The organism is Streptomyces sp. NPDC055254 (genome assembly GCF_053606025.1).
The window spans coordinates 1-25,796 of sequence record NZ_JBSGQV010000041.1; the positions used below are offsets into that span (position 1 = coordinate 1).

Annotated in this window: 26 protein-coding genes and 5 pseudogenes; 14 read left to right on the forward strand and 17 right to left on the reverse strand. The window is 69.2% G+C overall.

Features of this window, described 5'->3' with window-relative positions; translation table 11 throughout:
- Window positions 1-169: 169 nt before the first annotated feature.
- The 5 genes and pseudogenes from ACWFQ8_RS27960 to ACWFQ8_RS27980 form a co-directional block, all read left to right on the forward strand.
- A pseudogene (locus tag ACWFQ8_RS27960) lies at window positions 170-349 on the forward strand (recombinase family protein); the annotation flags it as partial.
- A gap of 77 nt (window positions 350-426) precedes the next feature.
- Window positions 427-588 (forward strand): annotated as a pseudogene (locus tag ACWFQ8_RS27965) (helix-turn-helix domain-containing protein); the annotation flags it as partial.
- Window positions 589-957: 369 nt separating this feature from the next.
- Window positions 958-2,397: a protein kinase domain-containing protein gene (locus tag ACWFQ8_RS27970; protein WP_453789053.1), complete on the forward strand. Its 1,440-nt coding sequence runs from the start codon at window positions 958-960 to the stop codon at window positions 2,395-2,397.
- Window positions 2,398-2,640: 243 nt separating this feature from the next.
- On the forward strand, window positions 2,641-2,943 hold the full coding sequence (locus ACWFQ8_RS27975; protein WP_453789054.1) for a recombinase family protein: 303 nt from the start codon (window positions 2,641-2,643) through the stop codon (window positions 2,941-2,943).
- Complete coding sequence (locus ACWFQ8_RS27980; RefSeq protein WP_453789055.1) at window positions 2,870-3,094, forward strand: helix-turn-helix domain-containing protein; 225 nt, start codon at window positions 2,870-2,872, stop codon at window positions 3,092-3,094. Before ACWFQ8_RS27975 ends, ACWFQ8_RS27980 begins: the two co-directional genes overlap by 74 nt.
- 52 nt (window positions 3,095-3,146) lie before the next feature.
- Here the strand turns inward: ACWFQ8_RS27980 and ACWFQ8_RS27985 are convergent.
- The 5 genes and pseudogenes from ACWFQ8_RS27985 to ACWFQ8_RS28005 form a co-directional block, all read right to left on the reverse strand.
- A pseudogene (locus ACWFQ8_RS27985) lies at window positions 3,147-3,388 on the reverse strand (helix-turn-helix domain-containing protein); the annotation flags it as partial.
- 36 nt (window positions 3,389-3,424) lie between these two features.
- On the reverse strand, window positions 3,425-3,961 hold the full coding sequence (locus ACWFQ8_RS27990; RefSeq protein ID WP_453789108.1) for a nucleotidyltransferase domain-containing protein: 537 nt from the start codon (window positions 3,959-3,961) through the stop codon (window positions 3,425-3,427).
- A 264-nt stretch (window positions 3,962-4,225) separates the two neighbouring features.
- Window positions 4,226-4,897 (reverse strand): DUF3618 domain-containing protein, encoded by a 672-nt coding sequence (locus ACWFQ8_RS27995; protein WP_453789056.1) that lies wholly within the window; start codon window positions 4,895-4,897, stop codon window positions 4,226-4,228.
- Complete coding sequence (locus tag ACWFQ8_RS28000; RefSeq protein ID WP_453789057.1) at window positions 4,873-5,307, reverse strand: phage holin family protein; 435 nt, start codon at window positions 5,305-5,307, stop codon at window positions 4,873-4,875. Before ACWFQ8_RS28000 ends, ACWFQ8_RS27995 begins: the two co-directional genes overlap by 25 nt.
- A gap of 3 nt (window positions 5,308-5,310) precedes the next feature.
- Window positions 5,311-6,045 (reverse strand): hypothetical protein, encoded by a 735-nt coding sequence (locus ACWFQ8_RS28005; RefSeq protein ID WP_453789058.1) that lies wholly within the window; start codon window positions 6,043-6,045, stop codon window positions 5,311-5,313.
- A 282-nt stretch (window positions 6,046-6,327) separates the two neighbouring features.
- Here ACWFQ8_RS28005 and ACWFQ8_RS28010 point away from each other — a divergent pair.
- Window positions 6,328-6,573: pseudogene (locus tag ACWFQ8_RS28010) on the forward strand (DUF4158 domain-containing protein); the annotation flags it as partial.
- A gap of 585 nt (window positions 6,574-7,158) precedes the next feature.
- Here the strand turns inward: ACWFQ8_RS28010 and ACWFQ8_RS28015 are convergent.
- The 4 genes from ACWFQ8_RS28015 to ACWFQ8_RS28030 form a co-directional block, all read right to left on the reverse strand.
- The gene (locus ACWFQ8_RS28015) at window positions 7,159-7,689 is read right to left on the reverse strand and encodes a recombinase family protein (RefSeq protein WP_453789109.1); all 531 of its coding nucleotides are present in this window, start codon (window positions 7,687-7,689) and stop codon (window positions 7,159-7,161) included.
- A 201-nt stretch (window positions 7,690-7,890) separates the two neighbouring features.
- Window positions 7,891-8,769: a helix-turn-helix transcriptional regulator gene (locus ACWFQ8_RS28020; protein WP_453789059.1), complete on the reverse strand. Its 879-nt coding sequence runs from the start codon at window positions 8,767-8,769 to the stop codon at window positions 7,891-7,893.
- A 188-nt stretch (window positions 8,770-8,957) separates the two neighbouring features.
- The gene (locus ACWFQ8_RS28025) at window positions 8,958-9,719 is read right to left on the reverse strand and encodes an SDR family oxidoreductase (RefSeq protein ID WP_453789060.1); all 762 of its coding nucleotides are present in this window, start codon (window positions 9,717-9,719) and stop codon (window positions 8,958-8,960) included.
- 159 nt (window positions 9,720-9,878) lie between these two features.
- The gene (locus ACWFQ8_RS28030) at window positions 9,879-10,043 is read right to left on the reverse strand and encodes a hypothetical protein (protein WP_453789061.1); all 165 of its coding nucleotides are present in this window, start codon (window positions 10,041-10,043) and stop codon (window positions 9,879-9,881) included.
- 349 nt (window positions 10,044-10,392) lie between these two features.
- Here ACWFQ8_RS28030 and ACWFQ8_RS28035 point away from each other — a divergent pair, with 349 nt between their 5' ends.
- Window positions 10,393-10,893 carry a hypothetical protein gene (locus ACWFQ8_RS28035; protein ID WP_453789062.1) on the forward strand — a complete coding sequence of 167 codons (501 nt, stop codon included), beginning with the start codon at window positions 10,393-10,395 and terminating at the stop codon, window positions 10,891-10,893.
- 525 nt (window positions 10,894-11,418) lie between these two features.
- Here the strand turns inward: ACWFQ8_RS28035 and ACWFQ8_RS28040 are convergent.
- Entirely contained in the window at window positions 11,419-12,276 is an 858-nt protein-coding gene (locus ACWFQ8_RS28040) for an alpha/beta fold hydrolase (RefSeq protein WP_453789063.1), read from the reverse strand.
- A gap of 62 nt (window positions 12,277-12,338) precedes the next feature.
- Between ACWFQ8_RS28040 and ACWFQ8_RS28045 the strand changes: the two genes are divergently transcribed.
- Window positions 12,339-12,935: a TetR/AcrR family transcriptional regulator gene (locus ACWFQ8_RS28045; RefSeq protein WP_453789064.1), complete on the forward strand. Its 597-nt coding sequence runs from the start codon at window positions 12,339-12,341 to the stop codon at window positions 12,933-12,935.
- An 88-nt stretch (window positions 12,936-13,023) separates the two neighbouring features.
- Window positions 13,024-13,140, forward strand: a pseudogene (locus tag ACWFQ8_RS28050) (IS5/IS1182 family transposase); the annotation flags it as partial.
- Window positions 13,141-13,314: 174 nt separating this feature from the next.
- Here ACWFQ8_RS28050 and ACWFQ8_RS28055 read toward each other — a convergent pair.
- Window positions 13,315-13,836: a DUF6434 domain-containing protein gene (locus tag ACWFQ8_RS28055; RefSeq protein ID WP_453789065.1), complete on the reverse strand. Its 522-nt coding sequence runs from the start codon at window positions 13,834-13,836 to the stop codon at window positions 13,315-13,317.
- Window positions 13,837-14,072: 236 nt separating this feature from the next.
- Between ACWFQ8_RS28055 and ACWFQ8_RS28060 the strand changes: the two genes are divergently transcribed.
- A complete protein-coding gene (locus ACWFQ8_RS28060) occupies window positions 14,073-14,411 on the forward strand; it encodes a DUF3027 domain-containing protein (protein ID WP_453789066.1) in 339 nt (112 codons plus the stop codon).
- 513 nt (window positions 14,412-14,924) lie between these two features.
- Here the strand turns inward: ACWFQ8_RS28060 and ACWFQ8_RS28065 are convergent.
- Window positions 14,925-15,092: a hypothetical protein gene (locus tag ACWFQ8_RS28065; RefSeq protein WP_453789067.1), complete on the reverse strand. Its 168-nt coding sequence runs from the start codon at window positions 15,090-15,092 to the stop codon at window positions 14,925-14,927.
- Between the two features lie 658 nt (window positions 15,093-15,750).
- On the opposite strand from ACWFQ8_RS28065, the gene ACWFQ8_RS28070 reads away from it, so the two are divergent.
- Together ACWFQ8_RS28070 and ACWFQ8_RS28075 are read left to right on the forward strand one after the other, a co-directional pair.
- The gene (locus tag ACWFQ8_RS28070; protein WP_453789068.1) at window positions 15,751-16,059 is read left to right on the forward strand and encodes a hypothetical protein; all 309 of its coding nucleotides are present in this window, start codon (window positions 15,751-15,753) and stop codon (window positions 16,057-16,059) included.
- Window positions 16,060-16,758: 699 nt separating this feature from the next.
- The gene (locus ACWFQ8_RS28075; protein ID WP_453789069.1) at window positions 16,759-17,178 is read left to right on the forward strand and encodes a hypothetical protein; all 420 of its coding nucleotides are present in this window, start codon (window positions 16,759-16,761) and stop codon (window positions 17,176-17,178) included.
- A gap of 416 nt (window positions 17,179-17,594) precedes the next feature.
- On the opposite strand, the gene ACWFQ8_RS28080 is transcribed toward ACWFQ8_RS28075, so the two are convergent.
- Window positions 17,595-18,470, reverse strand: coding sequence for a LysR family transcriptional regulator (locus ACWFQ8_RS28080; protein ID WP_453789070.1), 876 nt, complete (start codon window positions 18,468-18,470; stop codon window positions 17,595-17,597).
- A gap of 122 nt (window positions 18,471-18,592) precedes the next feature.
- Here ACWFQ8_RS28080 and ACWFQ8_RS28085 point away from each other — a divergent pair, with 122 nt between their 5' ends.
- Window positions 18,593-19,591, forward strand: coding sequence for an NADP-dependent oxidoreductase (locus tag ACWFQ8_RS28085; RefSeq protein ID WP_453789071.1), 999 nt, complete (start codon window positions 18,593-18,595; stop codon window positions 19,589-19,591).
- A gap of 86 nt (window positions 19,592-19,677) precedes the next feature.
- Here ACWFQ8_RS28085 and thpR read toward each other — a convergent pair whose 3' ends face one another.
- On the reverse strand, window positions 19,678-20,301 hold the full coding sequence (gene thpR, locus ACWFQ8_RS28090; protein WP_453789072.1) for an RNA 2',3'-cyclic phosphodiesterase: 624 nt from the start codon (window positions 20,299-20,301) through the stop codon (window positions 19,678-19,680).
- A gap of 328 nt (window positions 20,302-20,629) precedes the next feature.
- Window positions 20,630-21,265 carry an NAD(P)H oxidoreductase gene (locus ACWFQ8_RS28095; RefSeq protein WP_453789073.1) on the reverse strand — a complete coding sequence of 212 codons (636 nt, stop codon included), beginning with the start codon at window positions 21,263-21,265 and terminating at the stop codon, window positions 20,630-20,632.
- A gap of 262 nt (window positions 21,266-21,527) precedes the next feature.
- Here ACWFQ8_RS28095 and ACWFQ8_RS28100 point away from each other — a divergent pair, with 262 nt between their 5' ends.
- Window positions 21,528-22,361 carry a class I SAM-dependent methyltransferase gene (locus ACWFQ8_RS28100; RefSeq protein ID WP_453789074.1) on the forward strand — a complete coding sequence of 278 codons (834 nt, stop codon included), beginning with the start codon at window positions 21,528-21,530 and terminating at the stop codon, window positions 22,359-22,361.
- Between the two features lie 88 nt (window positions 22,362-22,449).
- Here the strand turns inward: ACWFQ8_RS28100 and ACWFQ8_RS28105 are convergent, their stop codons facing one another.
- Together ACWFQ8_RS28105 and glpK are read right to left on the reverse strand one after the other, a co-directional pair.
- A complete protein-coding gene (locus ACWFQ8_RS28105; protein ID WP_453789075.1) occupies window positions 22,450-24,162 on the reverse strand; it encodes a glycerol-3-phosphate dehydrogenase/oxidase in 1,713 nt (570 codons plus the stop codon).
- Window positions 24,163-24,278: 116 nt separating this feature from the next.
- Complete coding sequence (glpK, locus tag ACWFQ8_RS28110; RefSeq protein WP_453789076.1) at window positions 24,279-25,796, reverse strand: glycerol kinase GlpK; 1,518 nt, start codon at window positions 25,794-25,796, stop codon at window positions 24,279-24,281.

The window sequence follows — 25,796 nt, forward strand, 5'->3', positions numbered from 1 at the left end:
CCTGCTGAGCCACCGAAAACCCGTAATCACGCACCTGGACCTCCACAACCACATGATCATCCGTGGGGTGGTGCGTTGATCCCTTGAGCTCGCCACCGTTTGCCGACACTCACACCCGCGGCCCGGCCTGACCGATCTACTCGCCTACGCCCGGCCCGGCGACACGATCGTGGTCTACACCATCGACAGACTCGGAAGGAACCTGCGCGAAGTCCTCAACCTCGTCCACGACCTCAGCGACAAGCAGATCGGGGTCCGTTCACTGGCCGACCCCCTGCCGATCAACACCGCCGACGAGGGCATGGGCCGCATCGCCTTCCTGCTGCTGGCCCTCTTCGCCGAGATGGAACGCACCTTCACCGCCGAACGCGCCGCCCACGCCCGCGCCGTCGCCGAAGCCGCCGGCCGACGCATCGGCCGCCCCGTCGCCACCCCGCCGACAAGATCGAGTACGCCAGACTCCTCAAGCAGCAAGGCACCAGCCTCGGGCAAATCGCGGCGAAGACCGGAATCCCCAAGACCTCGCTTCACCGCTACCTCGCGGACGCAGTCTCTGCCATCGCGCCGTCCGGAGACCCTGGCTCCTGACTCGCAGCAAGTCGAGGTCATCGGACGGAGCGGAAGCCCTGCGCGAGCGGCAGTCGACAGCGCCACTCCGCAGCCGGGGACGCGTCTGGGATGGAAAGCTGATCCGGATCAGGGTGGTCGTCTTGGCGAAATCCCTGGCATTTGGCGGGTTTCTGGGTATCGGGCGTGTCGCCTTCGCGGTCACGTCATGATCCCCATCGCGCCGGTTCGCCGACGGGAGGGACAGGAATGTTCGAAACGGGGGAGGCGTAGCAGTGCGAGACCAGCTCCTTGGGGGCCGTTACCGGTTGGTAAAACAGCTCGGCGAGGGCGGAATGGCAAGTATGGGAGGCGCAGGACGAGACGCTGGGGCGGCCCGTCGCAGTCAAGGTGATCTCCCTGCTCTCCGGTGGCGGAAGCCGCGGTGACGAGGCACGCGCCAGGTTCCTGCGCGAGGCACAGATCACCGCCCAGCTGCAGCACCCCAACATCGTGACCGTCCACGACCTCGGCGAGACCGACACAGGGGGCGCCAAGGCCCCGTTCCTGGTGATGGAGCGAGTGCGAGGCGAGGGTCTGGACGCGAAGCTACGCCGGGACGTCGTCACCTTGCCGGACGCTGCCCGATGGGGCGCGCAGATATGCGACGCGCTTGCCGACGCGCACAGCGCCGGAATCATGCACCGGGACATCAAGCCGTCCAACATCCTCATCACGCCTTCCGGCACAGTGAAGGTCCTCGACTTCGGCATCGCGCGGGCGGCCGACCCCTACTTGACCTCGGACCGCCTCACCCAGACCGGCTTCATCGTGGGCACACCCCCGTACATGGCGCCCGAACAAGCACGCGGTTTCCCGGAACCGCGCAGCGACCTGCACGCGCTCGGCTGCCTTCTCTTCGAACTGGTCACGGGCCAGCTGCCGTTCCAGGCCCTCGACACCCTGGGCTACCTCACGGCCCACCTCACCCAGGAACCGCCCGCCCCCAGCTCCGTGTCCGCGGGCATCCCATCTACCTGGGATGACCTCGTGCTCAGCCTGCTGCACAAGGACCCCGACCAGCGGTACCCGAACGCTGTCGACGCCGCCCAGGCCCTGCGACAACTCGACCACGCACCCCAGGCCACGCCATCAACAGGCGAGCCCACCCCATCCCCCACCATGCCAGCCACGACTCCGCTCCGGGATGTCTACGGCAACGCCCCGAGACGCATCGCGCTCGCAATGCGCGCTCTGCTCGCCAAACGCACCGCGGAAACCGTCACCCACCAGGCGACGCTGCTGAATCATCTCCCCAAGGTCGCTTCGCCAACGTCACCGCCCCTGGCGGTCGATGCCGAGAAATCCCCGCCGCAGGGTGCCCGATCTGTTCAGACGCGTGCGCGGAGAACCATCGCGGGGTACACACCCGTGGCGGGTCAGGGCCTCCCTCAACTCGATACGGCACCGACCAATACCCAGAAGCCCCCCGCCAGAACCGCGACTGCTGTGACGGCGTTGGTATGCCTTCTCACGGTTCAGGTCATCCCCTTCGCGACCGCCCAGGCCGTCGACATCGGTGCGATGTCGAGCGACGGACGGATGGTGCGGATGACGTTGTTCGGCGTCGAGACAGCCATGCTCGCCATCGGCGTGCTGCTGCTGTTCGCGCGGAACACAGCGGGACGTTGGTTGATCGCGGCAGGCGGCATCGGCTTGGCTCTGCAAGCTGCGGAAGCCATTCGCTTCTCCGACGGGATCGGCTACTACCTGCGGGGCGCCCTACCCTTGGCCGCCGTCACAGCGGCGCTCTCCGCCACCCTGGCCGTGCGACGTCAACGGCCACGCTAGGGATCTACCAGGGTCTCCCGCTCGTCGACGACAGGCTTGTGGCTCACCGCTGGTACCACCAGCCAGGAGCCCGGGGGCCAAGGATCAGGCGAAGCTGGCCGGGGCTTACTACGGTCCTGGCCAGCGGAGCCTACGACGCCACATCAACTCGCGCCGACTGGAGCGACAGGATCACTCACGCCGGAGTGCAGAGGGCTTCGGGCATCCGTGCAGTCGGCTTCGGAACCTGACATCGATCTCGTCATGCAGCTCATGCGCGAGGGCGACACGTTGAAGGTGACCCGGCTTGACCGGCTCTCCCGTTCCGTCCTGCGCCTGGTGACCCTCGGCGCCGAGCTGCGCAAGCGCGGGATCGGGCTGCACGTCATCGAGCAGGGCATCGACACCGCCACCATGGAGGGCCGGGCCATGTTCGAGATGCTCAGCGTGCTTGCGGAGCTCCAGAGAGAGCTGATCGTGGCGAACACGAACGATGGGCGCGCCTCCGCGCGGGCCCCGCGGCCGGGTCGGCGGGCGCCGGCCGAAGCTCACAGCCGACCAGGCTGAGCTCGCCCAGCGGCTCTACGACGCCCGGGAGAAGACTGTCCAGCAGATTGCCGACATGTTCAACGTGCCCCGTTCCACGGTGTACGGACACCTCGACAAGACCAAGACGGTCCCCCGCCAGCCGAAGAGGACCGTCGCGGCACAGTCTTGAAAGCTACCGGTGGGTTACTTGCTCCCTGGTGTCCGAGCTGGGACTACAGGTCCTTGTACTTTGGATACAGCGAGTCGAAGCCGTCGGTGTTGAAGTTGTGGATCACATCGCGGACCCGGTCATCGCTCGTGAAGGACACCTCGGCGATCTTCGCCACCGACATGCCCTGCGCGGACAGCAGCACCATCTGGCTCGCCGCCAGGTCACCACCGATCCGGTGCCCCTGCGGATGATCCGAAGCAGTCGCCGGCCCTCGTCGTCATCGATCTCACGGACGCGTACTCGTTCTGCCACTGACCGACGGTAGGGGACGACCGACGCCCAAGAACCTCACTCAGACCGCTTGCCCCGTGCTCTGAGGGCTGCCTCCAGTCGGGCGATGTCCTCGGCGTCCTTGGTCCGTCGAGGCCGGGAGGGATCCCAGGTGGGCATCATCCGCTTGATCTCGATCTGAGCCTGTGGACTGACGATCGCACATTCCAGAGCGCCGATACGGCCCGGCCCAGCATCGAGCATTCCCCCGGGCCAGGGCGCACCGACCCAGGGGCCCCCGGCGACCACCACACGGCCGGCCGTATCCCGGTCCAGGAGCGTAAAGCTGTTGTCCAGCCCGTCCTTGGAGAAATCGAGCTGCAGCTCAGGTGGCGGTCCTGGGACCGGTTTATAGCCGTGCAGCAGCAAGCCTTCCGCCAGGGCCCCGGCATCGTCTGTCCAGGCGAACCAGTCGACGTCCTCATGGTCTCGCGTGATCTCGCCGAGGAAGAAGTCCATGGCCCATCCACCCCGAAGCCACAACGAGACCCCAAGAGCTCCGGCAACCTGCACAGCCTCAGCGATCAGGCGGAGCTGTTGATCCGCACGTCCCATATCCACAGCCAGGCAGGCTATGCGGGAACCGCTCTACCCAGCACATCCGCAAGGAGAAGATCGAAGCCGACACACCGGACGACGACAAGCGTGAGCGCTGACGCCGGCCCTCGATTCTGTGCGCCCGCTTGGCCGCAAGACTCCTCGCCCCGGCCGAGCGGGCGCTGCCGCGCCCAGATACCCGACTGCAACCCACGACGGCGCCGCAGACGTGGGCCGGGCGGGCCCGCCGCGGGCCCGCCCATGCGATTCCGACGTTTCTTGTCACTGAGCAGCCGGCCCGGCGGCGCCGGGGGTGCGGCGCACTTCCTCGGCGGCGTCCTGGCCCACCTGGCGCAGTCCCTCCGCTGTCTCCTGACCGGCGCTTTGAGCCTGGTCCTTGGTCGTCTGCGCGGCTTCCTGGGCGGTGCTCTTCACCGCTTCCACGGCCTGGGCCGCGGGCTCCTGCATCTCCTCGCGGACCTCCTGGACCGCTTCGACGGCCGTCTGCTTGACGGGTTCCAGCAGCTCTTCGGAGTGCTCCCGAAGCTTGTGTCCCGCGCGTTCCTCGGCCTCGGTGGTCGGCAGGAGAGCGGCAGCGAGCATGCCCGCGCCGAACGCGATCAGTCCCGCGGCCAGCGGGCTGCCCTGCGTTTGCCGCTTCACCTGCGAGGGCGCCTGCTGGACGGTCTCGCTCACGGTTGCGCCGACCTCTTTGGCGGTTCCCGCGATGCTCTCCGTGGCCTGGCTCAGACTCTCGGACGCGCCGTGCGCCGTGCCCTGTGCCGTGCCCATCACGCGCTCCTTCACTCCGCCGGCGCGGTGGCGCACCGAAGCGGCCTTGCGCTGTACCACCCTGCGGGGGGTCATCCTGTCCGTCAGAGCGTCGACGTTGCGCGCCAGGTGCGCGCGCCGGTGCTCCGCGTCGGTCCTCAGCTCGTCGGGTATCGGGCCCATCGCGCATCCTCCTTCAGCGACTCCACAGCCTGTTCGGGCTTGAGATGGACATTGCGCCAGCCTGCCCGTCCGCTGACGAAAAGCGCCGCGCCGACGGCGGCCCACAAGGCGGTGACGATCAGCGCCGCCCAGGCGATGTCGATCACGTTGGCCATGGCGAATACGACGGTGAGGCTGGCGAACAGCAGCACCATGTGACCGGCGTAGCCCGCGCCGCCCAGCATCCCGGCCGCCTTGCCGGCTTTCGCCGACTCCTGTTTCAGCTCGGACTTCGCCAGTTCGATCTCGGTGCGGACCAGCCCGGACAAGTCCTGTCCGATCGCGTCGACCAGATCACCGATCGACGGCTCGGCGCCATCCGGATGGGGCGGGACGTGGCGGACAGGCCGTTCCCGGTATTCGGTGGACACGGGTCACATCCCTTCCACAGGCCGCGGGGAGGTGCCGTACGGCGGCACCGCGCCCGGCGGCGAGGAGGACGGCGGTGTCGGCCCCACCGGCGGGGGCTGTGACTGGCCGTAGGTGCCGGTCAGGTCCTCATCACCGGCAGGAACATCGGAGCGTCCCACAGGAGCAACGCCTCCAGCAGTCCGGTCCCCGGCAGTGGAACCGTTGCTGCCCTCGCCCGTACCGCTGGCGGTGGAGGCGGCCGCGGTCACGCCCTTGCCGGCCCGGCCCACCAGGAAGCCGGCCACGGCCGCGCCTGCCAGGAAGGCGCCCGGGCGGCGGCGGGCGAAGTTCTGCAGGTCGCTGACCAACCCGTCGGGCCCGCGCTGCTCCATGCTTGCGGCGACCTGGTTGCCGCGGTCGGCCAGCTGACGGGCCACGCCCGCCATGGTGGAGTCGGGCTTGCCGCTCTCGCTCATCTCCCGCAGCTCCTGTGCGATCCGACGCACGTTCTGCGCCAGATGCTCAGTCTGGGTCTGCGCCTGCCCCTGGAGCTGTCCCCGCAGCTCGCCGACGAGACTGCGGGCATGGGCGGTGGCCTCGCCGACGACGTTGGCCGCCTGCTCCTTCACAGTCCCGCCCACCTCGGCAGCCCTGCCGCCGACCAGTGCGGCACCCTCGCCCGCCTTGTCCTGAGCCGTGTGCGCTACCGCCGCCGTGCTGCCTTCTTGCCGGCGGCTCGATTCCTGGAAGTCACTCAAGGCTCCTCCTGGTCAATCGAAGGATCGAGTTTTCCCCGCCCGGTCGGCGCCTGCCCAGGTTTCGGCCTTCCACCCCGCACGACGATGACGGCAGCGGAACATAGTCCGGTCCGCCTCAAGCGACGGGTCTGGAGGGACCGGACTCCCTTTCGGTTGGGCACCTCTTTGGGGTCCCAGTAGTACTCGCCGAGAAAACAACGGAGTAGCCCCTGACCTGGATCGTTGCCGTTGAGACGTCGGCTCGTTGGGCTGAACGAGTGAGTCCGGCGATGGGAGGGGCGGATGGCAACGCGGGTGTTCTCCGACGAGGAGTTGGAGGGCTTGCGGTCGTTCCCGGCGATCTGCAAGGACGAGCTGATCCGCTACTTCACTCTGGCCCCGGCCGATGTGGCGTTCTTACGGAAGTTCCTGCGTCCGCAGACGGTTCTGGGCTCTGCGGTGCAGTTGTGCACGCTGCCGTGGCTGGGGTTTGTGCCGGACGAGGTGCCTGCGGCCCCGTTGGCGGCTGTGGGGCGGGTGGCCCGTCAGCTGGGGTTGCCGACGCTGCTGGAGGCGGTGCATTCCCCCGACGCCCCGTCCTGGCTGCGCGAACTCCCGGCGGTACAGGTCCCGCGCACGATGTGGGTGCAGAACTCCCACCGCACTGTGAGCGAGGTCGGGCCGGAGGTGAAGCGGTGGGAGAGCGAAGACCTCCCGCCCGGCAGGCTGCGGCTGGCTTCTCCGTACGACACTGGCGCGCGCTACGGCCTCAAACAGGGCTCCTGGTGGACCGGATACAAGATCCACATCAGTGAGTCCTGCGATGAAATCGACGTGCAGGACACGGCCACCGGACAGGCGGTGATCCCCGGAGCCGATCGACCGCCGCCGCGCTTGATCACGGGCATCGCGACCACCGATGCCACGGTGACCGATGCAGAAATGACCGAACCGGTCCATCACATGCTCGCAGCCCGCGACCTCCTGCCCGCCGAGCACTTCCTCGACTCCGGATACGCGTCCGCCGAGTTGATCGTGGGCATGAAGAAGAACTTCGGGGTCACCCTGGTCACCCCGGTCCTGCTGAACAGCTCACTCAGGCACGTGCCGGCGCCGGGTTCGACCGCACCGCGTTCACCATCGACTGGGACAAGCGGCAGGCCACCTGCCCACGCGGGGACACCAGCACCTGGTGGAGCCCCGCGGACGGGCCAGCAGATCGCGGGCGTGACGTACCTGTTCTTCGGTCATCACCGGCGGGCAGCCGAGCCGGGCGCCGCGGGCGCGGGCGGCGTCCAAGCCCTCGTTGGTGCCCTGCACGATGAGTTCGCGGATGAACTCGGCGAGGGCCGCGAACACGTGGAGACCAGGGCGCCCGCCGGGTGTGGTCGTGTCGAGCGCCTCGTGCAGCGAGGTGAAGCCGACGCCACGCTTACGCAGGCCGGCCACGATCGCGATGAGGTCCTGGAGGGAGCGGCCGAGCCGGTCCAGCGACGGAACGACGAGCGTGTCGCCCTCGCGCAGGAAGTCAAAGGCCGCCCACAGTTCCTCGCGTTCGGCGTTCTTGCCGGACTTCTTTGTCGGCGAAGATCCGGATGCACCCCGCTTCCGTGAGTGCGTGGATCTGCCGGTCGAGCAACTGTCCCTTGGTGGACACGCGTGCATATCCCACCAGGTCGCCGGTCCGTGCAGCCGGAACGGGGGCGAGAGATCGGCGGTGTCGTCGTCCTGGGGTCGCTGCACCCGTCAGATCGTACAGAAAACGGTGCTCCTCAAGTTCTTGAGCAAATCGACTTTCTGACACTGTTTCATGAGCATGATCCTGCGCCGATCCAGCCGCGTACAGCCACTTACCGATTTTGCTCATCAATCGGTCGATTGATGAGCACCGGTGGCTGTGGGGGCGGTCCACGCAAGCAGCATGTGGAGGGCGTCGTGGGATGAGGTGCCCGGCTCGGCTGCATACGTGATCAGTGCCTGGTCGGGGTCGTCGGCAGCGCGCAGGGTCTCGTAGGTCAGTTCCAGGTCGCCGACCAACGGGTGGTGGAACCTCTTGATGCCCGAAGTCTTGTCCTGGACCGGGTGTTCTGCCCACCAGCGGCGGAAGTCCTCGCTCTTCAACGACAGCTCCCCGATCAGGTGTCCCAATCGCGGGTCGCTGGGGTGGTTCCGTCCAGCCTCCAGGTGGAGGTAGGCCACGTTCTCGCGGGCGCAGGAAGACCAGTCTGCGTACAGCTCTCGGGACGCCGGGTCGAGGAAGGTGATCCGGGCGATGTTGCGCTCGGCCGGATCCACGGCGGCGTAGTCGCCGAAGAGGGCGACCGCTGCCGGGTTCCAGGCCAGGATGTCCAGGCGTCGGCCCATCACCATTGCCGGCACGTCCTTCAGCTCGTCCAGCAGCCGCTGGAGCATCGGCCGCACGCGCTGTCGGCTGACCTGGTGCCTGCGCACCGGACGGGCGGTGTGCCGCGGTCGGGCCAGCTGGTGCAGGTGCCGGCTCTCGTCGTCGTTCAGCCGCAGTGCGCGGGCGAGGGCGTCGAGCACGGTGTCCGAGGGGTTGGCCACGCGGCCCTGTTCCATCCGGGTGTAGTAGTCGACGCTGACCCCTGCGAGCTGGGCGACCTCCTCGCGGCGCAGGCCGGCGACCCGGCGCGTGCCGCCGAAATCCGGTAGGGCCACATCCTGCGGAAGCAGGCGGGCACGGCGGGTTCGGAGGAAGTCGCTCAGGCTGGTTGCGGTGCTCACACGACGATTGTGGCTGATCGCGGCGGTGTGCTGCCTGGCCCTGCTGGTACCAGGCAGCACACCCACTGGTCAGGAGGCAGGGATGCCGGTCGCCAGGCCGCCGTCGACGGCGCCGCTGTCCTGTGGCGCGGTGACGATGGCCACGCATGGCTTGCCCCCTGGCGGCCCCGGCGGGGGTCTGGGAAGTGTCAGGCCTGGCGGGTCGGCAGGACGATCGACTGGCGCAGGTTGACGTGCCGGCGACGGCTGACGGTGTACGCGATGAGGTCGGCGACGTCCTCGGCGGCGAGGGCTGGGATCGCGGTGAACATCCCGCCGAGCTGCTCGCGCAGTTCCGGGTTGTCAATGTGCCCACCGAGCTCTGTGTCGGTCAGGCCCGGCTCGATGGTGCTGACCCGCACGTCGCGCGGGCTCAGCTCGGTGCGCAGTGCGGCGGACAGCTGGGTGAGGGCGGCCTTGGTGGCCCCGTACACGGCGTAGTTGGGGAAGGGGACGTGGGAGGCGATGGAGGAAACGTTGACCAGGTCGGCGGTGCGGCCGTCGGCGGCGGCCGCGGTGAGGTCGGGAGCGAACGCGCGGATGACGCGCAGGGCGCCGGTGAGGTTGGTGTCGATCATGCGGGTCCACTCGTCCAGCCGGCCCTCGGCGAGAGGGTTGGGCAGCATGACGCCGGCATTGTTGACCACCAGGTCGACCCGGCCGTAGGCATCGTGGACGGCCTTGACTGCGGCGTCCACGGAGGTCTGGTCGGTGATGTCGGCGGTGACGGCGAGGGCTTGGCCTCCGGCGGCACTGAGCTCGGCGGCCAGCACGTCCAGTCGGTCGGTGCGCCGGGCGAGCAGGGCGACGCGGGTGCCACTCGCTGCGAGCAGGCGGGCGGTGGCCGCGCCCATGCCGCTGGCCGCTCCAGTGACGACGGCAGTACGGGCGACGAGGGCGGGGTAGCTCATGGGGTGCTCCTGGTTCTGCTGCGCGGGCCAATCCCGGTGGACCGGCCCGGGCCGGTGCGGCGGGCGGATGCGGACCACTCTGCGCCCGGCCGGGATGGCTAACCAGAGCCTGCCGTTCCCTGGGAAAGCCAGTACCACCCAGGGCCGGGCGAGCTCGGTCTACGCTGCGGGCATGGAGAACGCGGGCTTGGAGATGGCGGGCAGCCGCTCGGCACCCGTATCGACCAGCTCGCCATGGCAGCCGGGTACGACGCGGCGGACCGGTTGCACATCGCGGACCGACACAAGCTTGTCAATCTCGGCGAGTATCGTCTCCAGTCTCACATTGCCCGGTGGTTCCTTGATCTTCCCCAGCGTCGCTGGAGCCGCTGATCCCTGTGCGCCGGGCGAGGGCCTCGTAGCTGAGACCGGATGTCGCCTTCAACGCCCTCAGGGATGCGGCGAATCTCGCCGCCCCCGCATCGTCGTCCGCCATCGCGGCATCCCCCTCGCGCCGGCGGACCGGCATCCCATTCCCGTCCCAGCGGGCCCGGAAATTACCAGGCCAGAGTGGTGACCGACATCCCTGTGTCCCACTGCCTCCGGGATGCTTGCGGGTCGCCCCGGGCCGCGCCCAATCTCTGTGCACGGGAAGGCCGTTCGCCTCCCCGTTCATTCAGCAGGAGGACTGATCATGATCTCTGCGAGGAAGGGCACCCTGCTCCTGGCGAGCATCGTGCTCGGGGGCAGCCTCGCCCTCGTGCCCGCCGCGGCCGGTCACGCCGCACCGGCCGCCGCGTACAGCTGCAACGAGTACGTGTCCAACGGCTATCTCTACATGGGCAACAGCACCACCATGACCACCAACACCACGCGCGGGCAGACCGGCCCGCGCGTGGCGGAGGTCCAGTGCCTGCTCGAGTTCTGGTCCTGGTACTTCCAGGCGCCGGAATTCGACCCGCAGGGCCACGACGGCAGCTTCGGCCCGATTACTCATACCAGAGATCAGGCAACCCGCCTCTCGGCCGTGAGCGGATCATCGGCATGCCGAACTCGCTGCGACCTGCGAAGTAGACACCTCTTCATCGACGGCCGCGGGATGTCGGACCGCTCGACACAGCCGAGCCACGAGCGGCCTCCTCAGGGCGGCTCACACAGCCTTTCGCCTCGGCCTCGAGACCAAAAGGCTGAGTGAGCCCCGCTGGCGGCCTTTCGGCCACTCCGAGGTCTCCTCCTATACGGAGTGCCGTTTTCGGCGCTCCAAGCCGCCATTCAAGTCGCTTCTGAGTTTTTTGTCGCGAGAATCCGATTCAGGCTCCGGCGAACCTAGCCCACGCGGTCCCGCTGCACCCCGGGGCCGTCGCGTTCGTCGGGCATTACGACTTCGATCCCGACGTGCTGGCCGCCTACCGGCCCACGGGAAGAGGCCGGGTCGCGCGGCAGATGCTGATCGTCCGCGACCGCGTTCTGTCTGGACGCGCCTTCTCCTCCGTCAGGGAAATGAACGCGTGGCAAGCCGCGGTACGACTGGGGCGATGGACGGTCTGGTGGGGGCTGAATGGGGACGAGGCGTCCGGCTCGGTACAGGACCTCGTACCCGGCGCTGTCGGGTATCCGCTGCGTCACTTCACCTGATGCCAAGCGGCACCGGCCCGGCTTGCAGTTTGGACCTTGGCGGGAGGGCGGTAGCGGCTGTCGGATCCGCCTGCCGCCCCCGCGCTCAGGAAGCGTGTCGGACCGGTTCTGCTCCGGTTTGGATCAGGAAGTCGGTGAGTACTTGGGCGAGTCGTTCGGGCTGGTCCTCGGGGATGAGGGTGGACGAGTCGGCGATCTCGATCAGCCGGCCCTGCGGGTACAGCTCGGCCAGCCGGCGGCCGTGCTCACGCGGCATCAACCGGTCCTCGGTCGCCCAGACGACCAGTACCGGGCGGTCGAAGTCACGCAGTCGCTCGCTCCAGGCGAGCAGGGTCTTGCGTTCGGGTGCCCCGGTGGCGAATTTGGCGAAGTCCCTGCGGATGGCCCTGCTGCGGGTGGCGGGAGCGAACCAGTCGTCCATGATCTCGTCGGGGACCCCACGCAGGCTCATCCCGCCGTATCCGCCCCGGCTGTGACGGAAGGCGGGAACGCGCATGAGCCGCGTCAGGAACCAGACGCCGCCGGGAACCCTGCACACCTGCGCCATGACCTTGGCCGGCCCTGGGGGAAAGTTGTCGAAGGCCTCGCAGGCCACCAGCACCAGGCGCGCGACGTGCTGGTCCTGCCCTTCCGACACCAGGAACTGGCCCCCGCCCCAGTCATTGAGTACGAGGGTCACCGGGCCCAGACCGAGCCCCTCGATGAACTCGCCCAGGAGCCGGGCAACACCGCGCTGGGACAGGTCGGCATCCGGGTTCATCGGCTGACGGTGACCACCCAGGGGCAGCGTGGGCAGGACGCAGCGGTATCCGTCCAGCAGCGGGACCACCCTGCGCCACTGGGTCTCGTTCATCGGTAGACCGTGGCCGAACACCAGCACAGGCCCCTCACCGCCGGTGTCCTGGTAGTCGATCGGTCCGGACGACAACTCGATCCTCGGCATCCCAACCTCCCACTTGATAGATCGTTCTACTGTAATCTTGGAGGGGAAAGGGGTGGAAGGCAATGGGACAGTCGGACACGCGAGCCAGGATCCAGGATGCCGCCACGGTGCTGTTCCGCCGACACGGATACTCGGCCACCGGCCTGAAGCGGATCGCGGCAGAGGCGGACGCACCGTTCGGCTCGATCTACCACTTCTTCCCCGGCGGCAAACAGCAACTGGCCGAGGACATGATCCGCACCTCTGGAACCGAGTACGGCCGCATGGTCCTGGCTCTGCTGGACAGCGTGCCGAACCCGGAGGAATCCCTCGTGCACGCATTCGAAGCGGCCGCGGACGACCTTGCAACGGCCGGCTATGCCGACGCGTGCCCGATTGGGACAATGGCCCTGGAGGTCGCGAGTAGCAATGAGGTGTTGCGGGTCGCGACGGCGGAGGTTTTCGAGGAGTGGGTCGGCACGGCGACGCGGTGGTTCGGCCGTTGGGTGGCCGAACCGAAGACGGCGCAGTCCCTCGCGTACTCGATGGTCATGATGCTGGAGGGTGCTTTCATGCTCAGCCGGGCTACCCGCGATCCGGAACCACTGAGGGTGGCCGGCCGGTCGATGGCCGAGTTGTTGCGGACAGCCAGGCCGGCGAGGACTGATCTCGAACAGTGAGAAAGACAGCCCGTACGTGAGCGGCGCACAGGTACATGGTCGGCTCCACGCGCTGGAGGACCGCTGCCCCGCCGCGAGGACGTCGCCGCCCGTCCAGGCCGGCAAGCGCTGGGTGGCGGAGCGCACACACACCTGGATGAACGACTACGGCACAACGAGCCGCAGCCGCTGGGATGGCCGCTCCACCACCCGACGCCTCAAGTGATCTGTCCTGTCGCATTCCAGTTGCCAGGTGGTGCGGTTCTGACCTGCAGGGCTGCCAGATGGTCTGGTATCGCGGTCCGGTGTCATTCTTAGACGAGTTGGCCTTCTCGGAAGGAATCGCGCGGCGGGGATCCGATTCCCGGGCACTCGGCGCCCAGACATAGCTGTGGACCAGTCACCCCGCGGCCGGGCGACGAGGCCGGTCGCGCTGAGCGCGCCAGGCGGCGAGCGCTTCGGCACGGCTGCCAGCCGGATGCTTGGCATACCAGTCACGCAGAAAGCGGTTGAGCTCGAACTGCGAGCCGATCTCGTGAAGCTGGGCAGCGGCCTGGCGCGTGGCGTGCCAGTGGGCGACGGCATCGGCCAGGGTGCGCCCTGCACCTTCGGCCACGAACGTCCGCATGTAGGCGTCGAAGTGGAAGCCCTCGCCGATCTCACGGCGGAAGTACTCGCGCAGCACCTGACTGCACCGCTGGCCCTCAGGAATCACGGTGAACGCGTACACCGGCGCGGCGAGCTGGCGGCTGGCGCTGCGCGTTCGGGGCGGCGCGGCCGGCGGGGCGACGCCGTCCAATGCGGCTCGTAGCCGCTCCGTCAGTGCCGCCTTCCCACCGCCCCGCGGCACCCCGAGCTCACGGGCAAGCACAGTCAGCTCGGCCAGCGTCCAGTACCAGCGGAACAACTCGTCCCCGCTCAACGCCGCACTCAGCTCTGGTCGCGTCTCAGCACCCGTACTCGAACTCATGTCCACATGACAGGAGGGGCGGTACGCCCGGCGTTCGGCGAGACGAACCGGCGGCCAACCGCGACACGGTGAGAATCTGGCGGTTCGGATGAGACCGAGTGAGAATCCGCCAGCTGCACTGCGACAGGACATGATTCATATGTCGGTCAGCCAACATCACACTGGTCGGTGACAATAAGCCTGCCTTGGTGACAACTACCGCGCTTCGGCTCACGGAGAATCCTGAGAGGGAACTAGCCATGCATCGTTCGCATGTGATTAAGGAGCCGGGGGGCGTGGCTGAAATTCATGCTCGCTGGATCCAGAGGAGAAATCGGGGCCTGAACGAGGCGGACTATCAGGAGGAGTGGTATTCTGAGCAGTGCGGTGCTTGTCGATTCTGGATCCCTTTGGCGGGGCGGATGGGCAACGATTACGGCGCCTGTGCAAACGGAGTCTCACGGTTTGATGGAATCGTGCGATTTGAGCATGATGGATGCGAAGTCTTTGAGAAATCCGGACAGTGGGCCGTTCCAGATGATTTCTAGACCGATAAGTGAAGAGTAAGGCTATTCATGGGCGTGCGGCCCCGGAACCTGCTTTCGGGGCCGCACGCCCTTCCCGTTGCTGGGGCGCGGATGTCGCAAGCGTCGGTGTGGGGCCGCGAGCTGAGCTGAGGCGCACGGCTGCCGACCTTTCGGAGCGGGAAACGAGAGCAGAGTGGGTCAATTGAAGCGCCGGCAGTCGAGGTCCTGACGCGGCTGCGAATACTCGACCGGCGCGACCTTCCAGGTTTAAGGATGAGCCACCAGCACCCCGGTGCCGGCCACGGGACCGCGCCGCGCGCCATCGTTGCATGCGTCGTGCGCACCGGCGAAGCGGTGCACTGAGCCTCCACCAACCTGAAGCCGCTGGTCAAAGGGCTGGTTAGCGGATGCTCGGAGTACTCGTGCTGATCGTGGGCGGGAGTCTGCGGAGAAGATCGTCTGTCAGCGGACTCCGAGGTTTGTCAGGACGAGCAGGGCGCGCACGAGCTGGGCCTGGCGCATCGACGTTCCTGGTCACAGGCGGGTAGCGAACCGGCCGTCAGGCGGTTTCCGCAGCCAGCCGCGATCGACGAGCTGGACCAGCCTCCCGCGCAGCGGTTCCAGCGTGGCCTGCACGCTGACGTCGATGCCCAGCCCGTTGCCGACCTGCCGGTCCTTGACCGGTCCGGCGGTCTGCCGCACGCCAGTAAGGATCCATTGGTTCCCGCAGGAGCATGATCTCCTCCAGGCCCGGCTCGCGGTGCGGGGTCAGCATCACCGCTTGTCCGCCCACCTGCCCGTGCGGCGGCGCGGCCGAGGCGCGTTCGTCGGCGAGTTGCTCGCTCACTCGCTCACGGACCCTCTCGGCGACGGCGAGTTCGTCCCACTCGGCCGCACCTTTGCCAGCTGCTTGGCCAGCAGTTCTTCGAGTTCATCCAGTTCCGCGCGCCGCGCGGTGATCCGTTACAGCAGCTCGGGAATCAGCATGCATCGTTTCGTAGAGGGCACCGAGCCGCAGCGCGTATGCATCGGACGGTTCAGTCCCCTGCTTCTGCTGCTGGCCACTTGTGCAGGGCTCGACCGCTAGGAAGTCGGATGCGCCCGGGCCGGTCATACGCCAGACGCCGCGCTTCGGCCGTGACCTCGGCATCGATCTGGGCCACCGTACTCGACGATGTCGTACTCGTCATGAGGTTCGGCAGGACCTTCGGCCAGGGGCAGTTGTAAGCCAACCGCTGGTGCATACGCCAGGCAAGCGCCAGTGATTGGTCGCGTTGGAGGGGGGCGATGCCCATATTCGGTCCCGACGACACGTTGCGGAAGATTCGCCGGCCTCTTCGGACCGGCGGATCGCGACCAGATGGCACGGGTCTTCGGGGTGTCCGTCAGCCGCAGGGCGGTGTTGCGGTTGCTCGACGCGTTGCCTGACCCGGAGACGCAAACCCTGCGGGTGGTCGGCGTCGATGAGTACGCCATGCGCAAGGGCCGCGTCTACGGGACGGTTCTGGTCGATGTCGAGACCCGACGGCCGGTGGATCTGCTGCCCGACCGGGAGGCGTCCACCCCCGGTGGCATCTTCGGCACAACTTCGGCGAGGCCGCTGAACGCTGTGCCGCCGATCACCGAGCTTGCCTACGGGGAACGGCGTCCGAGCCACCCCGCCCGTTGAGGAGCCCGATGCCCCCGCGGACAGCTCTGGCTCACCGTGGCCCACGGGCCACCGGTTCGCCGACCGGACTCGGGCCAACCATGCGGCCGTCCACGCGCTGCGCGCCGCCAGCCACAGCCGGCGTGCGATCCAACGCCAACTCGGCATGACCTGCCGCACCGTCAAGCTCCTCGCCGACGCCACCGCGCCCGAGGATCTCTTCTGCGGCCCATGGTAGGGGCGCCCTTCCGTACTCGATGAGTACGAGCCCTACCTGGACGATCGTTGGAACCGCGGCTGCGCCAACGCCTTGAAGGCATGGGAGGAGATCGTGCCGCTCGGCTACGAGTGCAGTTACCAGCGAGTTCGCGCCTACGTCCGCGCCAAGCGTCTCTCGACAGATCCGGTCGCTGCCCCGCCGTCTTCACCTCGCACGGTCGCCGGCTGGATCCTCCGCCACCCCGACACCCACACCGAGGCGGAACAGCTCCCTCAAGGCCGTTCTGGTCCACTGCCCCGAACTGGATGCACTCACCGGACGTGTCCGGTCCTTCGCCAGGCTCCTCGCCGCGCGGCAAGGTCAGCGGCTGGGCGGGGATACCGGGCCCGGGGCCTGACCAGGCGGACGGTTGTGGGACCCGAGGGAAGCCGTGATTTTTGAGCATGTTCAAATGGGAGTGCGGCCGCGGGGCTGGATGTCCAACCTTGGGGGAGAGGTCTGTGAACGTGCGTGGTGGGGATGTGGTGGTCAGGGGGGCGGGTCGACGGTGGCTCGTCGCCGCCCTGGCGGCTCCTGCGGTACTCATTTCAGGGTGTGCGGCGCCGGTCGACCCCGCTGAGTTGCCCGGTGTGTATCGCAACGACAGGACGGGCGGCGAGATCACGCTCGATTCCGGCGGGATGTTCTCGGCCACCGACGTGTCGACAGACGGGTTCTCCGGCCCCGCCGACTTCCGTGGCCGATGGGAGTTCCTCGACAACGAAGGGTCCAGCGACTTCGTCTACCTGTCGGTCGAGGGCGGTGGACTCGGCAGAATTGCCGGGATCCAGCTCTATGCGGAGGGCCAGGAGACGGTGTACTTCCGTCACGATCCGGACGGGCCGCCGACCTTGGTGCTCAAGAGGGTGGCCGCGCCGTAGATGGTGCGTGTGCCGAGTCCGGCGGCAACGCGCAGATCGACCTGGAATAGGGCCTCTTCGACTGGGTGCACTGGCCGTGTGGAACCCGCTGTCCACGCCTGATCGCTGACAACTGAATCTTGACCGGGGCCTGTTGACGGCTGCCGAGGTCCAGTCGCCCCCGCAGCTCGACCCGCAACCGGAGCCGCAGCCGCCCCCGTTGTGCCGGTTGCCGGAGTCGCTCACGCGCCCCCGGGTCGACGAGTCGCGCGGTGGGTTTCTGCGGCGCTCCTCCGCCTCGCGCTGCGCCTCCCGGTAGCGCTCCGCCCTCTCCCGGCCCTCGCGGAGCCGCTCACGCTGCCGGGCAGGGCCGTTCGCCGCTTCCCACCAGCCGACCCGCTTGGTGCGTCAGCGCCAAGCGGGTCGGCTGGTCCCGGTCAGGCTGCCGGGGCGGTCAGGACGGCCTTGGCCGCCAGCCGGAGATTCCTGATCATCGGATTCGGGTCGCCCTTGCGGCTGACCAGGACGACCTGGCTGGGGGGAGCGCCCTCGATCGGGACGGTGACGAGGTTGGGACGCAGCGAGCTACGCCGATCGCCGACCGGTAGCACGGCGATCGCCCTGCCACTCGCGACGAGTTCGAGCTTGTCCTCGTAGCCCTCGATCGACGGCACGCCGGCCCCGAGGATCCGGTAGGAAGTCCAGTCCGCGGTCTCGAACGCGCACGGCGCCGCCTCCTCGCCGGCCAGTTCTTCCGCGGCCACCGACGCGCGGTCGGCCAAGGGGTGGCCGCGCGGGACCGCGAGCATCCGGGGCTCCTCGTACAGCGGGGTGGTGACCACGTCGTCGGCGGCGAGCGGCAGCGGGGCCCGCGCGATGAGGGCGTCGACGCGCTTGTCGGACAGCGCCCCGACATCGCGGCAGCTCAGGTACCGGGTGGCGATCTCGGCGTCCGGGTAACGCCGGCGCAGTTCCTGTACGGCGGCAGTGATCACCAGGTCTTCGACGTAGCCGATGGCGATTCGTTCGGCCTCGGCTTGTTCACGCACGGCCAGCTCGGCCTGGCGGGCGGTCCGCAGCAGGGCCTGGGCCCGGGGGAGGAACCTCTGGCCGGCCGGAGTGAGCCGGGTGCCCTGGGGCACGCGGTCCAGCAGTCGTGCGCCGAGATACTTCTCGAGCCGTTGGATCTGGCGGCTCAGCGCCGGCTGGGCCACGTGCAAGTCGGCGGCGGCCCGGCCGAAGTGCTGGTGCGCCGCCACCACGGTGAAGTAGCGCACCAGCCGCAGTTCCAGGTCCTGTCCGAGATCGTTCACCCTTCCAGCGTACGCGTCATGCCGTTTCGGAATGATCGGGTTGCCGAACCGGTCTTGGACGGCCATGGCGTCTTGGGACTTGACTGAAGGAGCAACGTTTCCCCGAGAAAGCGACAGGCGCGATGAAGGCGATCCAGTTCCACGAAGCGGGCGGGCCGGAAGTTTTGAAGTGTGACGAGGTGCCGGTTCCCGAGATCGGCCCGGGCGAGGTGCTCGTCCGAGTGCACGCGGCGGGCATCAACCCGCCGGACTGGTACCTGCGTGAGGGGATGAAGGTCATGCCGCCCGAGATGCGGCCGGCGCTGGAGTTCCCCCTGATCCCCGGAACGGACATGTCGGGCGTGGTCCAGGCGGTCGCTCCGGACGTGCTGGGGTTCGCCGTCGGAGACGAGGTCTTCGGCATGCTGCGGTTCCCGGGATTCGACGGCCGGACGTACGCCGAGTACGTGGCCGCGCGGGCTTCGGACCTGGCTCACAAGCCGACCGGTATGGACCACGTGCAGGCGGCTGGGGCGCCGATGGCCGTGCTTACGGCCTGGCAGTACCTGGTCGATCTCGGCCACGACGTGCCGTCTCCTTTCACCGGCCGGGTGCACCAGCCGGTGCCGATCACGCCGGGGATGACCGTGCTGGTCAACGGGGCCGCCGGTGGAGTGGGCCACTTCGCGGTGCAGCTGGCGAAATGGAAGGGGGCACACGTGATCGCGGTGGCCTCGGGCCGGCACGAGCAGTTCCTGCGCGAGCTCGGCGCCGATGAGTTCATCGACTACACCAGGACGCAGGCCGCGGACGTGGTCAGCGGTGTCGACCTGGTCATCGACACCGTCGGTGGCCGGGACAGTTCACGCTTCCTGACCGTGCTCAAGCGCGGCGGCACCATGCTTCCGGTGTTCTTCGCCCAGTACGACCCGGAAGAGACGGCGAATCTGGGCATCACCGTCTCGAACATTCAGGTGCGTTCCAACGGCCCCCAGCTCGCCGAGATCGGGCGCCTGTTCGACGAGGGCAAGCTCCAGGTCGGGGTGGACAGCACCTACCCGCTGCCCGAGGCGGGCAGCGCACACACGCGAGCCGCGCAGGGCCACCTCCAAGGCAAGATCGTGCTGACGGTGGTCTCGTGATCGCCGAACGCCGGCAGGCGGGAGCGAACTGCGCCCACGCCCTGGACGAGCTGCATGCGCCCGAGCTGGGACCCGAGCTGGCAGCGCTACCCCTCGCCCTCACCGAAGGTCCACGCTTCGATGTCGCGGTAGTGGATCGGCCCCGGACCGCGCCCGATGTTGCTGCCCACCAGGTGCAGGCGAGCGGCTTCCCAAGGGCGGCCGGCGAATCCGGTGAGTACGGCGGCGGCCTCCTCCGCGCAGGTCGGATCGTCCCGGCGCGCGCGGGCCAGCGTCAGGTGGGGGCGCAGCGGCCGGTCCTCGAAGGGGATACCGCACTCCTTGACGACCGAACGCACCTCAGTGGCCAGCCGGTGCAGTCCTTCGAGGTCCCCGCCGATCCCGCTCCACAGCACGCGTTCGCCGAAGTGCCCGCCGCCGCGCAACGACAGCCCCACGGGCTTCCGCGCCGCCGCGAGGTCCGCGAGCGGCGGCCGCAGGAGCGGAACGGTTTCGACCGGAAGCTCCCCGAGGAACGCCAGAGTGATGTGCCAGTCTTCTATGCGGTTCCACCGCATGCGCGGGTAGGCCGCGTAGGCGGGGCCCAGTGCCCGCTGCAGTTCGGCCTTCGCGTCGTCGGGCGGGGCGAGAGCGATGAATATGCGCACGGTCGCGACCCGACCCTGTCCGTCCACAGAGGATTCCGTACCGTGCCGGGGTGCTTCAGTCATCTTCTCTTCCGTACGCGCGCCGTTCCCGGCCGAGCGTACGTGGTGCCCCGGACGCCGGAGCGAGCCGCCCCGCGCACCCGGCACCCGGCGGCCTGCCTCGGAGGACGCGTCGCCGCCGGACAGGTCTTCGGGGGCGCCGAACATTGGCCGGAAGTCGTCGGCCTCATCCATCAGAATCCGACGGGGAACGCACCCCCACAGAGGCGAAGGGGGTAGCGGGAAGGCGACGGGGACCGCGTTCCGGCGGGCGCCGGTCAAGGACGTCGACGGCCCCGCAGCCCCGGCCTCATGGAGGCGGGGCAGGGGGCCGCGTGCGGGTGCGCGCAGGTCAGGCGGAGGCGGACGCGGGCACCGAGGCAGGAGCCGGCTCGCGGGTGCGGGCGGCGAACGCGGTCACCGCGCTCTCCGCCTCGGCGAACACCTCCTTGGCGCGGGCCTCCCGCTGCTCCTCGGCGATGCCCGAGAACTCGGTGCCGTACAGGACCCGTACCTCGGCATGGCTGAACCCGCAGAACTCCGAGATCCCGCTCCGCAGCTGGACCACGAGGGCGTCGGTCAGGGCCGAGTTGCCGGCCTCGCCGTTCAGGGGGAGCCACAGGATGCCCTTGCCGGCCAGACGCGGCTTGCTGCGGCCGTAGGCGAAGCCGTAGTTCCAGACCCGGTCGATCCAGCCCTTCAAGATGGCCGGCGGCGCGAACCACCAGACCGGGAAGACCACGATCACGTCGTCGGCGGCCTGTAGGCGCTCCATGTGTGCGCGGACCTCGGGGGAGTACTCCTTCTCGCGGTTCTGCCAGTCGGGCTCGTCGACCGGGGTCATCCGCGGGTCGAAGTCCTCCGCGTACAGGTCGAGCAGGTCCACGGAACCGCCGTCGGCCTCCAGCAGGCGACGGGTTCGGTCGGCTACCGCGGCGGAGAGGGAATCCGACCGGGGATGGGCCAGTACGAGCAGGGTCCGGGACACGGTTGACCTCCAACAAGGGCTGACAGAGCATGCACACCGCAGGGTAAACGGCCCTGACGGCGCGGCAGGCGCTCGACGGCCGCGGCCGTGGCCGGTCCCCGACCTGTACGGAACCACCGCGCCGGGACCGCCCGAGTCCCGCCGATCTGCGCCCCCGACACGCACGGCGGCCGGCAAGGCGGTCTGTCGTCCCCGCGCTCCGCGGGCCACACTGGTGGTTCCGGCGCCGGACGGCCCCGGTGTCCACGGAGGCGGTGCGGCGTTGACGAGCGAGCCCGGGCAGCAGCCCGTTCCGGCCGTGCGGCCCGAGGTGTGGGAGACGTACGGACCGGCAGACCTCAGCGCGGTCCCCGTCTTCGCCGGAGGGTTCATCAACTTCGGTTACTGGCGGTCCATCGACCTGGATCGCCCGCTCTCGGAGAGCGACCGGGTCCGCAGCGAGCAGGACCTCTACCGGCACGTCCTCGACGCCGCCGCCCCCGGGGGCGCCCGCGCCGTCGAGATCGGCTGCGGCCTCGGCCTCGGGTGCGCGCTCGCCCTCGACGAGTACCGGCCCGCGGCGATCACCGGCGTGGACATCCATCCCCACCAGCTCCGACGGGCCCGGGAGACCAACGCCCCGCTCCTGCGGGCCCGGCCGCAGCGGCTGCGCTTCGCTCTGGGGGCCGCTGAGAAACTGCCGTTCGGCGACGGGGAGTTCGACTGCCTCTACAGCGTCGAGGCGGCCCAGCACTTCCCCGACCTGCCCGCCTTCGCCCGCGAGGCGGCACGCGTCCTGCGGCCCGGCGGGCGGGTGGCCGTCGCCAGCTTCTTCACGGTGGACGGCGCCCCCGCGCACGCCGACCGGCTCGCGGGGCTGCTCGACTCCTTCGCCAGCGGCCTGGACATCGCCCGTCCCGTCTCCCGGTTCGCCGAAACCCTCGCCGACGCCGGTCTCACGGATGTCCGGACCCGCTCCATCGGCCCGCAGGTCTGGCCCGGTTGGGACCGGTGGCTCGCCCGCCTCTGGGAGCCGGGTACGTGGCCCCGCAACTTCCTGACCGCCTGGGAACAGGAGATCCTGGACTACTACCTGATCACCGCCACCCGCCCGTGACCCGCGCCGCTACGAGACCGGACCCCGAGCCGGAGGCGGGCCGAGGCGAAGGCCGTGCGGCCGCCGCCGCCCCGACCCCGGCCCGGTCTCAGCGCGACGGGATGATGTCCGGGGCGCCGAGGCGCACCGCGTCGGCGGTGCGGTCGTCCGGCTGCTGCTGGGCTTCGCGTTCGGCCGCCACCCGCTTGAGGTAGTGGTCGACCTCGCGGTCCTGGTGCGCCCGGTCCCATCCGAGGTGCGGAGCCATCAGTTCGGCGACGGTCCGGGCGGCGTCCACGCCGCGGTCCCACGACTCGATGGAGATCCGGGTGCGCCGGGCCAGGACGTCCTCCACGTGGCGGGCCCCCTCGTGGGTCACCGCGTAGACGGCTTCGACCCGCAGGTAGTCGTCGGAGCTCGGCAGCGGCTCCCCGAGCGAGGGGTCGTCCGCGACCAGGGCGAGCAGTTCGTGCACCAGGGAGCCGTAGCGGTTCAGGAGGTGCTCGATGCGGGCGACGTGCAGCCCCGAGCGGGCGGCGAGGCTCTGCCGGGAGTTCCACAGGGCCGGATAGCCGTCGGCGCCGAGCAGCGGGACGCGCTGGGTGGTGCAGTCGGGCACCTTCTCGTCCAGACCGCGGGCCGCCTCGTCCACGGCGTCCTTGGCCATGACCCGGTACGTCGTGTACTTGCCGCCCGCCACCACGACGAGCCCGGGCACCGGGTGGGCGACCAGGTGCTCCCGCGACAGTTTGCTGGTCTCCGCGGCCTCGCCGGACAGCAACGGGCGCAGGCCCGCGTAGACGCCTTCGACGTCCTCGGGGACGAGGGGCGTGGTCAGGACCGCGTTGACGTGCTCCAGCAGGTAGGTGACGTCCCGGGAGCTGAGGGCCGGATGGGCCTTGTCGAGCGTCCAGTCGGTGTCGGTGGTCCCGATGATCCAGTGTCGGCCCCAGGGGATGACGAACAGCACGCTCTTCTCGGTGCGCAGGATCAGCCCGGTGCGGGAGTTGATCCGGTCGCGGGGGACCAGCAGGTGCACGCCCTTGGAGGCGCGGACGTGGAACTGCCCGCGGGTGCCGGCCATCGCCTGGGTGTCGTCGGTCCACACGCCGGTGGCGTTGATGACCTGCTTGGCCCGCACCTCGCTCTCCTCGCCGGTCTCCAGATCGGTGACGACGGCGCCCACCACCCGCTCGCCCTGCCGCAGGAAGCGGCTCACGCGGGTGCGGTTGGCGGCCAGCGCCCCGTAGGCGGCGGCCGTACGCGTGAGGAACATGGTGTGCCGGGCGTCGTCGACCTGGGCGTCCCAGTACTGGATCGCGCCGACCAGGGCGTCGGAGCGCAGCGCGGGCGCCTCGTGCAGGGCCTGGCCCTTGAGCAGATGGCGGTGGTGGGGCAGGCCCCTGGAGGTGCCGGAGGCCGTGGCCATGGCGTCGTACAGCAGCACGCCGGCGCCCACGTACGGGCGTTCCCAGACCCGGTGCTGCAGGGGGTAGAGGAAGGGCACCGGGCGTACCAGGTGGGGGGCCAGGAACTGCAGCAGGAGGCCGCGTTCCTTGAGGGCTTCGGCGACGAGCCGGAAGTCCAGCATCTCCAGGTAGCGCAGGCCGCCGTGGATCAGCTTGCTGGAGCGGCTGGACGTGCCCGACGCCCAGTCCCTGGCCTCCACGAGGCCGACCCTCAGGCCCCGGGTGACGGCGTCCAGGGCCGCTCCCGCACCCACGACGCCACCGCCGACGACCAGGACGTCGAGCTCACCCTCCCGCAGTCGGGCGAGGGCCTCCGCGCGTGCTCCGGGCGAGAGGGCCACCGGGTTCACCATGGTCTCCTCCTCGTATTGCGGGGTGCGGGGTGCGGGATGCGGGTGCGGGTGCGGGTGCGGGGTACGCCGCACTTCGGGTGACCCGTAGCGCGGGTGCCCTCGTACCGCGGTGGGGCCTATTCGACCTCGGCCCAGTTGAGCGTGCGCTCCACCGCCTTCTTCCAGCCCGCGTACCCCTCCGCCCGCTGCTCCTCGGACCACTGGGGCTCCCAGCGCTTGGACTCCTGCCAGTGCGTGCGCAGTTCGTCCGTGTCCCGCCAGAATCCGGTGGCCAGCCCGGCGGCGTACGCGGCGCCGAGCGCGGTCGTCTCCGCCACGACGGGGCGGCTGACCGGCACGCCGAGGACGTCCGCCTGGACCTGCATGCAGAGGTCGTTGGCGGTCACGCCGCCGTCGACCTTGAGCACGTCGAGGTGAACGCCGGAGTCCTGCTCCATGGCCTCCACGACGTCGCGGCTCTGGTAGCAGATGGCTTCCAGCGCGGCCCGCGCCAGGTGGCCGTTGTCGTGGTAGCGGGCGAGACCGACGATCGCGCCGCGGGCGTCGGAGCGCCAGTACGGGGCGAACAGGCCGGAGAAGGCGGGGACGAAGTAGATCCCGCCGCTGTCCTCGACGGTACGGGCCAGCCGTTCGCTCTCGGCGGCGTCGCTGATGATCTTCAGCTGGTCGCGCAGCCACTGGATCGCGGAGCCGGTGACGGCGATGGAGCCCTCCAGCGCGTAGATCGCCGGACTGCCCGCGAACTGGTAGGCCACGGTGGTGAGGAGGCCGTGCTGCGACCGGACCAGCTCGGTTCCGGTGTTGAGCACCAGGAAGTTGCCCGTGCCGTAGGTGTTCTTGGCCTCGCCGGGGGCGTAGCAGACCTGCCCGACGGTGGCCGCCTGCTGGTCGCCGAGCACACCGGTGATGGGGATGGCCTCCCGCAGCGGACGGGAGGTCCGGGTCCGGCCGAACGCCTCCGGGTGGGACGACGGATTGATGGTCGGCAGCATCGACCGGGGCACGCCGAAGAAGCCCAGCAGCTCGTCGTCCCAGTCGAGGGTCTCCAGGTCCATCAGCATGGTGCGGCTGGCATTGGTCACGTCGGTGGCGTGGATGCCGCCCTCCGGTCCACCCGTGAGGTTCCACAGCACCCAGCAGTCGGTGTTGCCGAAGAGGGCGTGGCCCTGCTCGGCCGCTTCGCGGACTCCGTCGACGTTCTCCAGGATCCACTGGATCTTGCCGCCGGAGAAGTAGGTGGCCGGCGGCAGCCCCGCCTTGCGGCGGATGACGTCGCCCCGGCCCGAGCGCTCCAGCGCGGCCGCGATGGAGTCCGTGCGGGTGTCCTGCCAGACGATGGCGTTGTAGTAGGGACGGCCCGTGCGGGGGTCCCAGACGACGGTCGTCTCGCGCTGGTTCGTGATGCCGATGGCCGTGAGGTCGGAGGCGGAGAGGTTTCCGTGCCGGAGGGCGTTCTGCATCACCGAGTTGGTGCGCTCCCAAATCTCGACCGGGTCGTGTTCCACCCATCCCGAGCGCGGGAGGATCTGCGTGTGCTCCAGCTGGTGCCTGGCCACCTCGTTGCCTGCGTGGTCGAAGATCATGAAACGTGTGCTGGTGGTCCCCTGGTCCACTGCGCCGACGAAGTCAGCCAT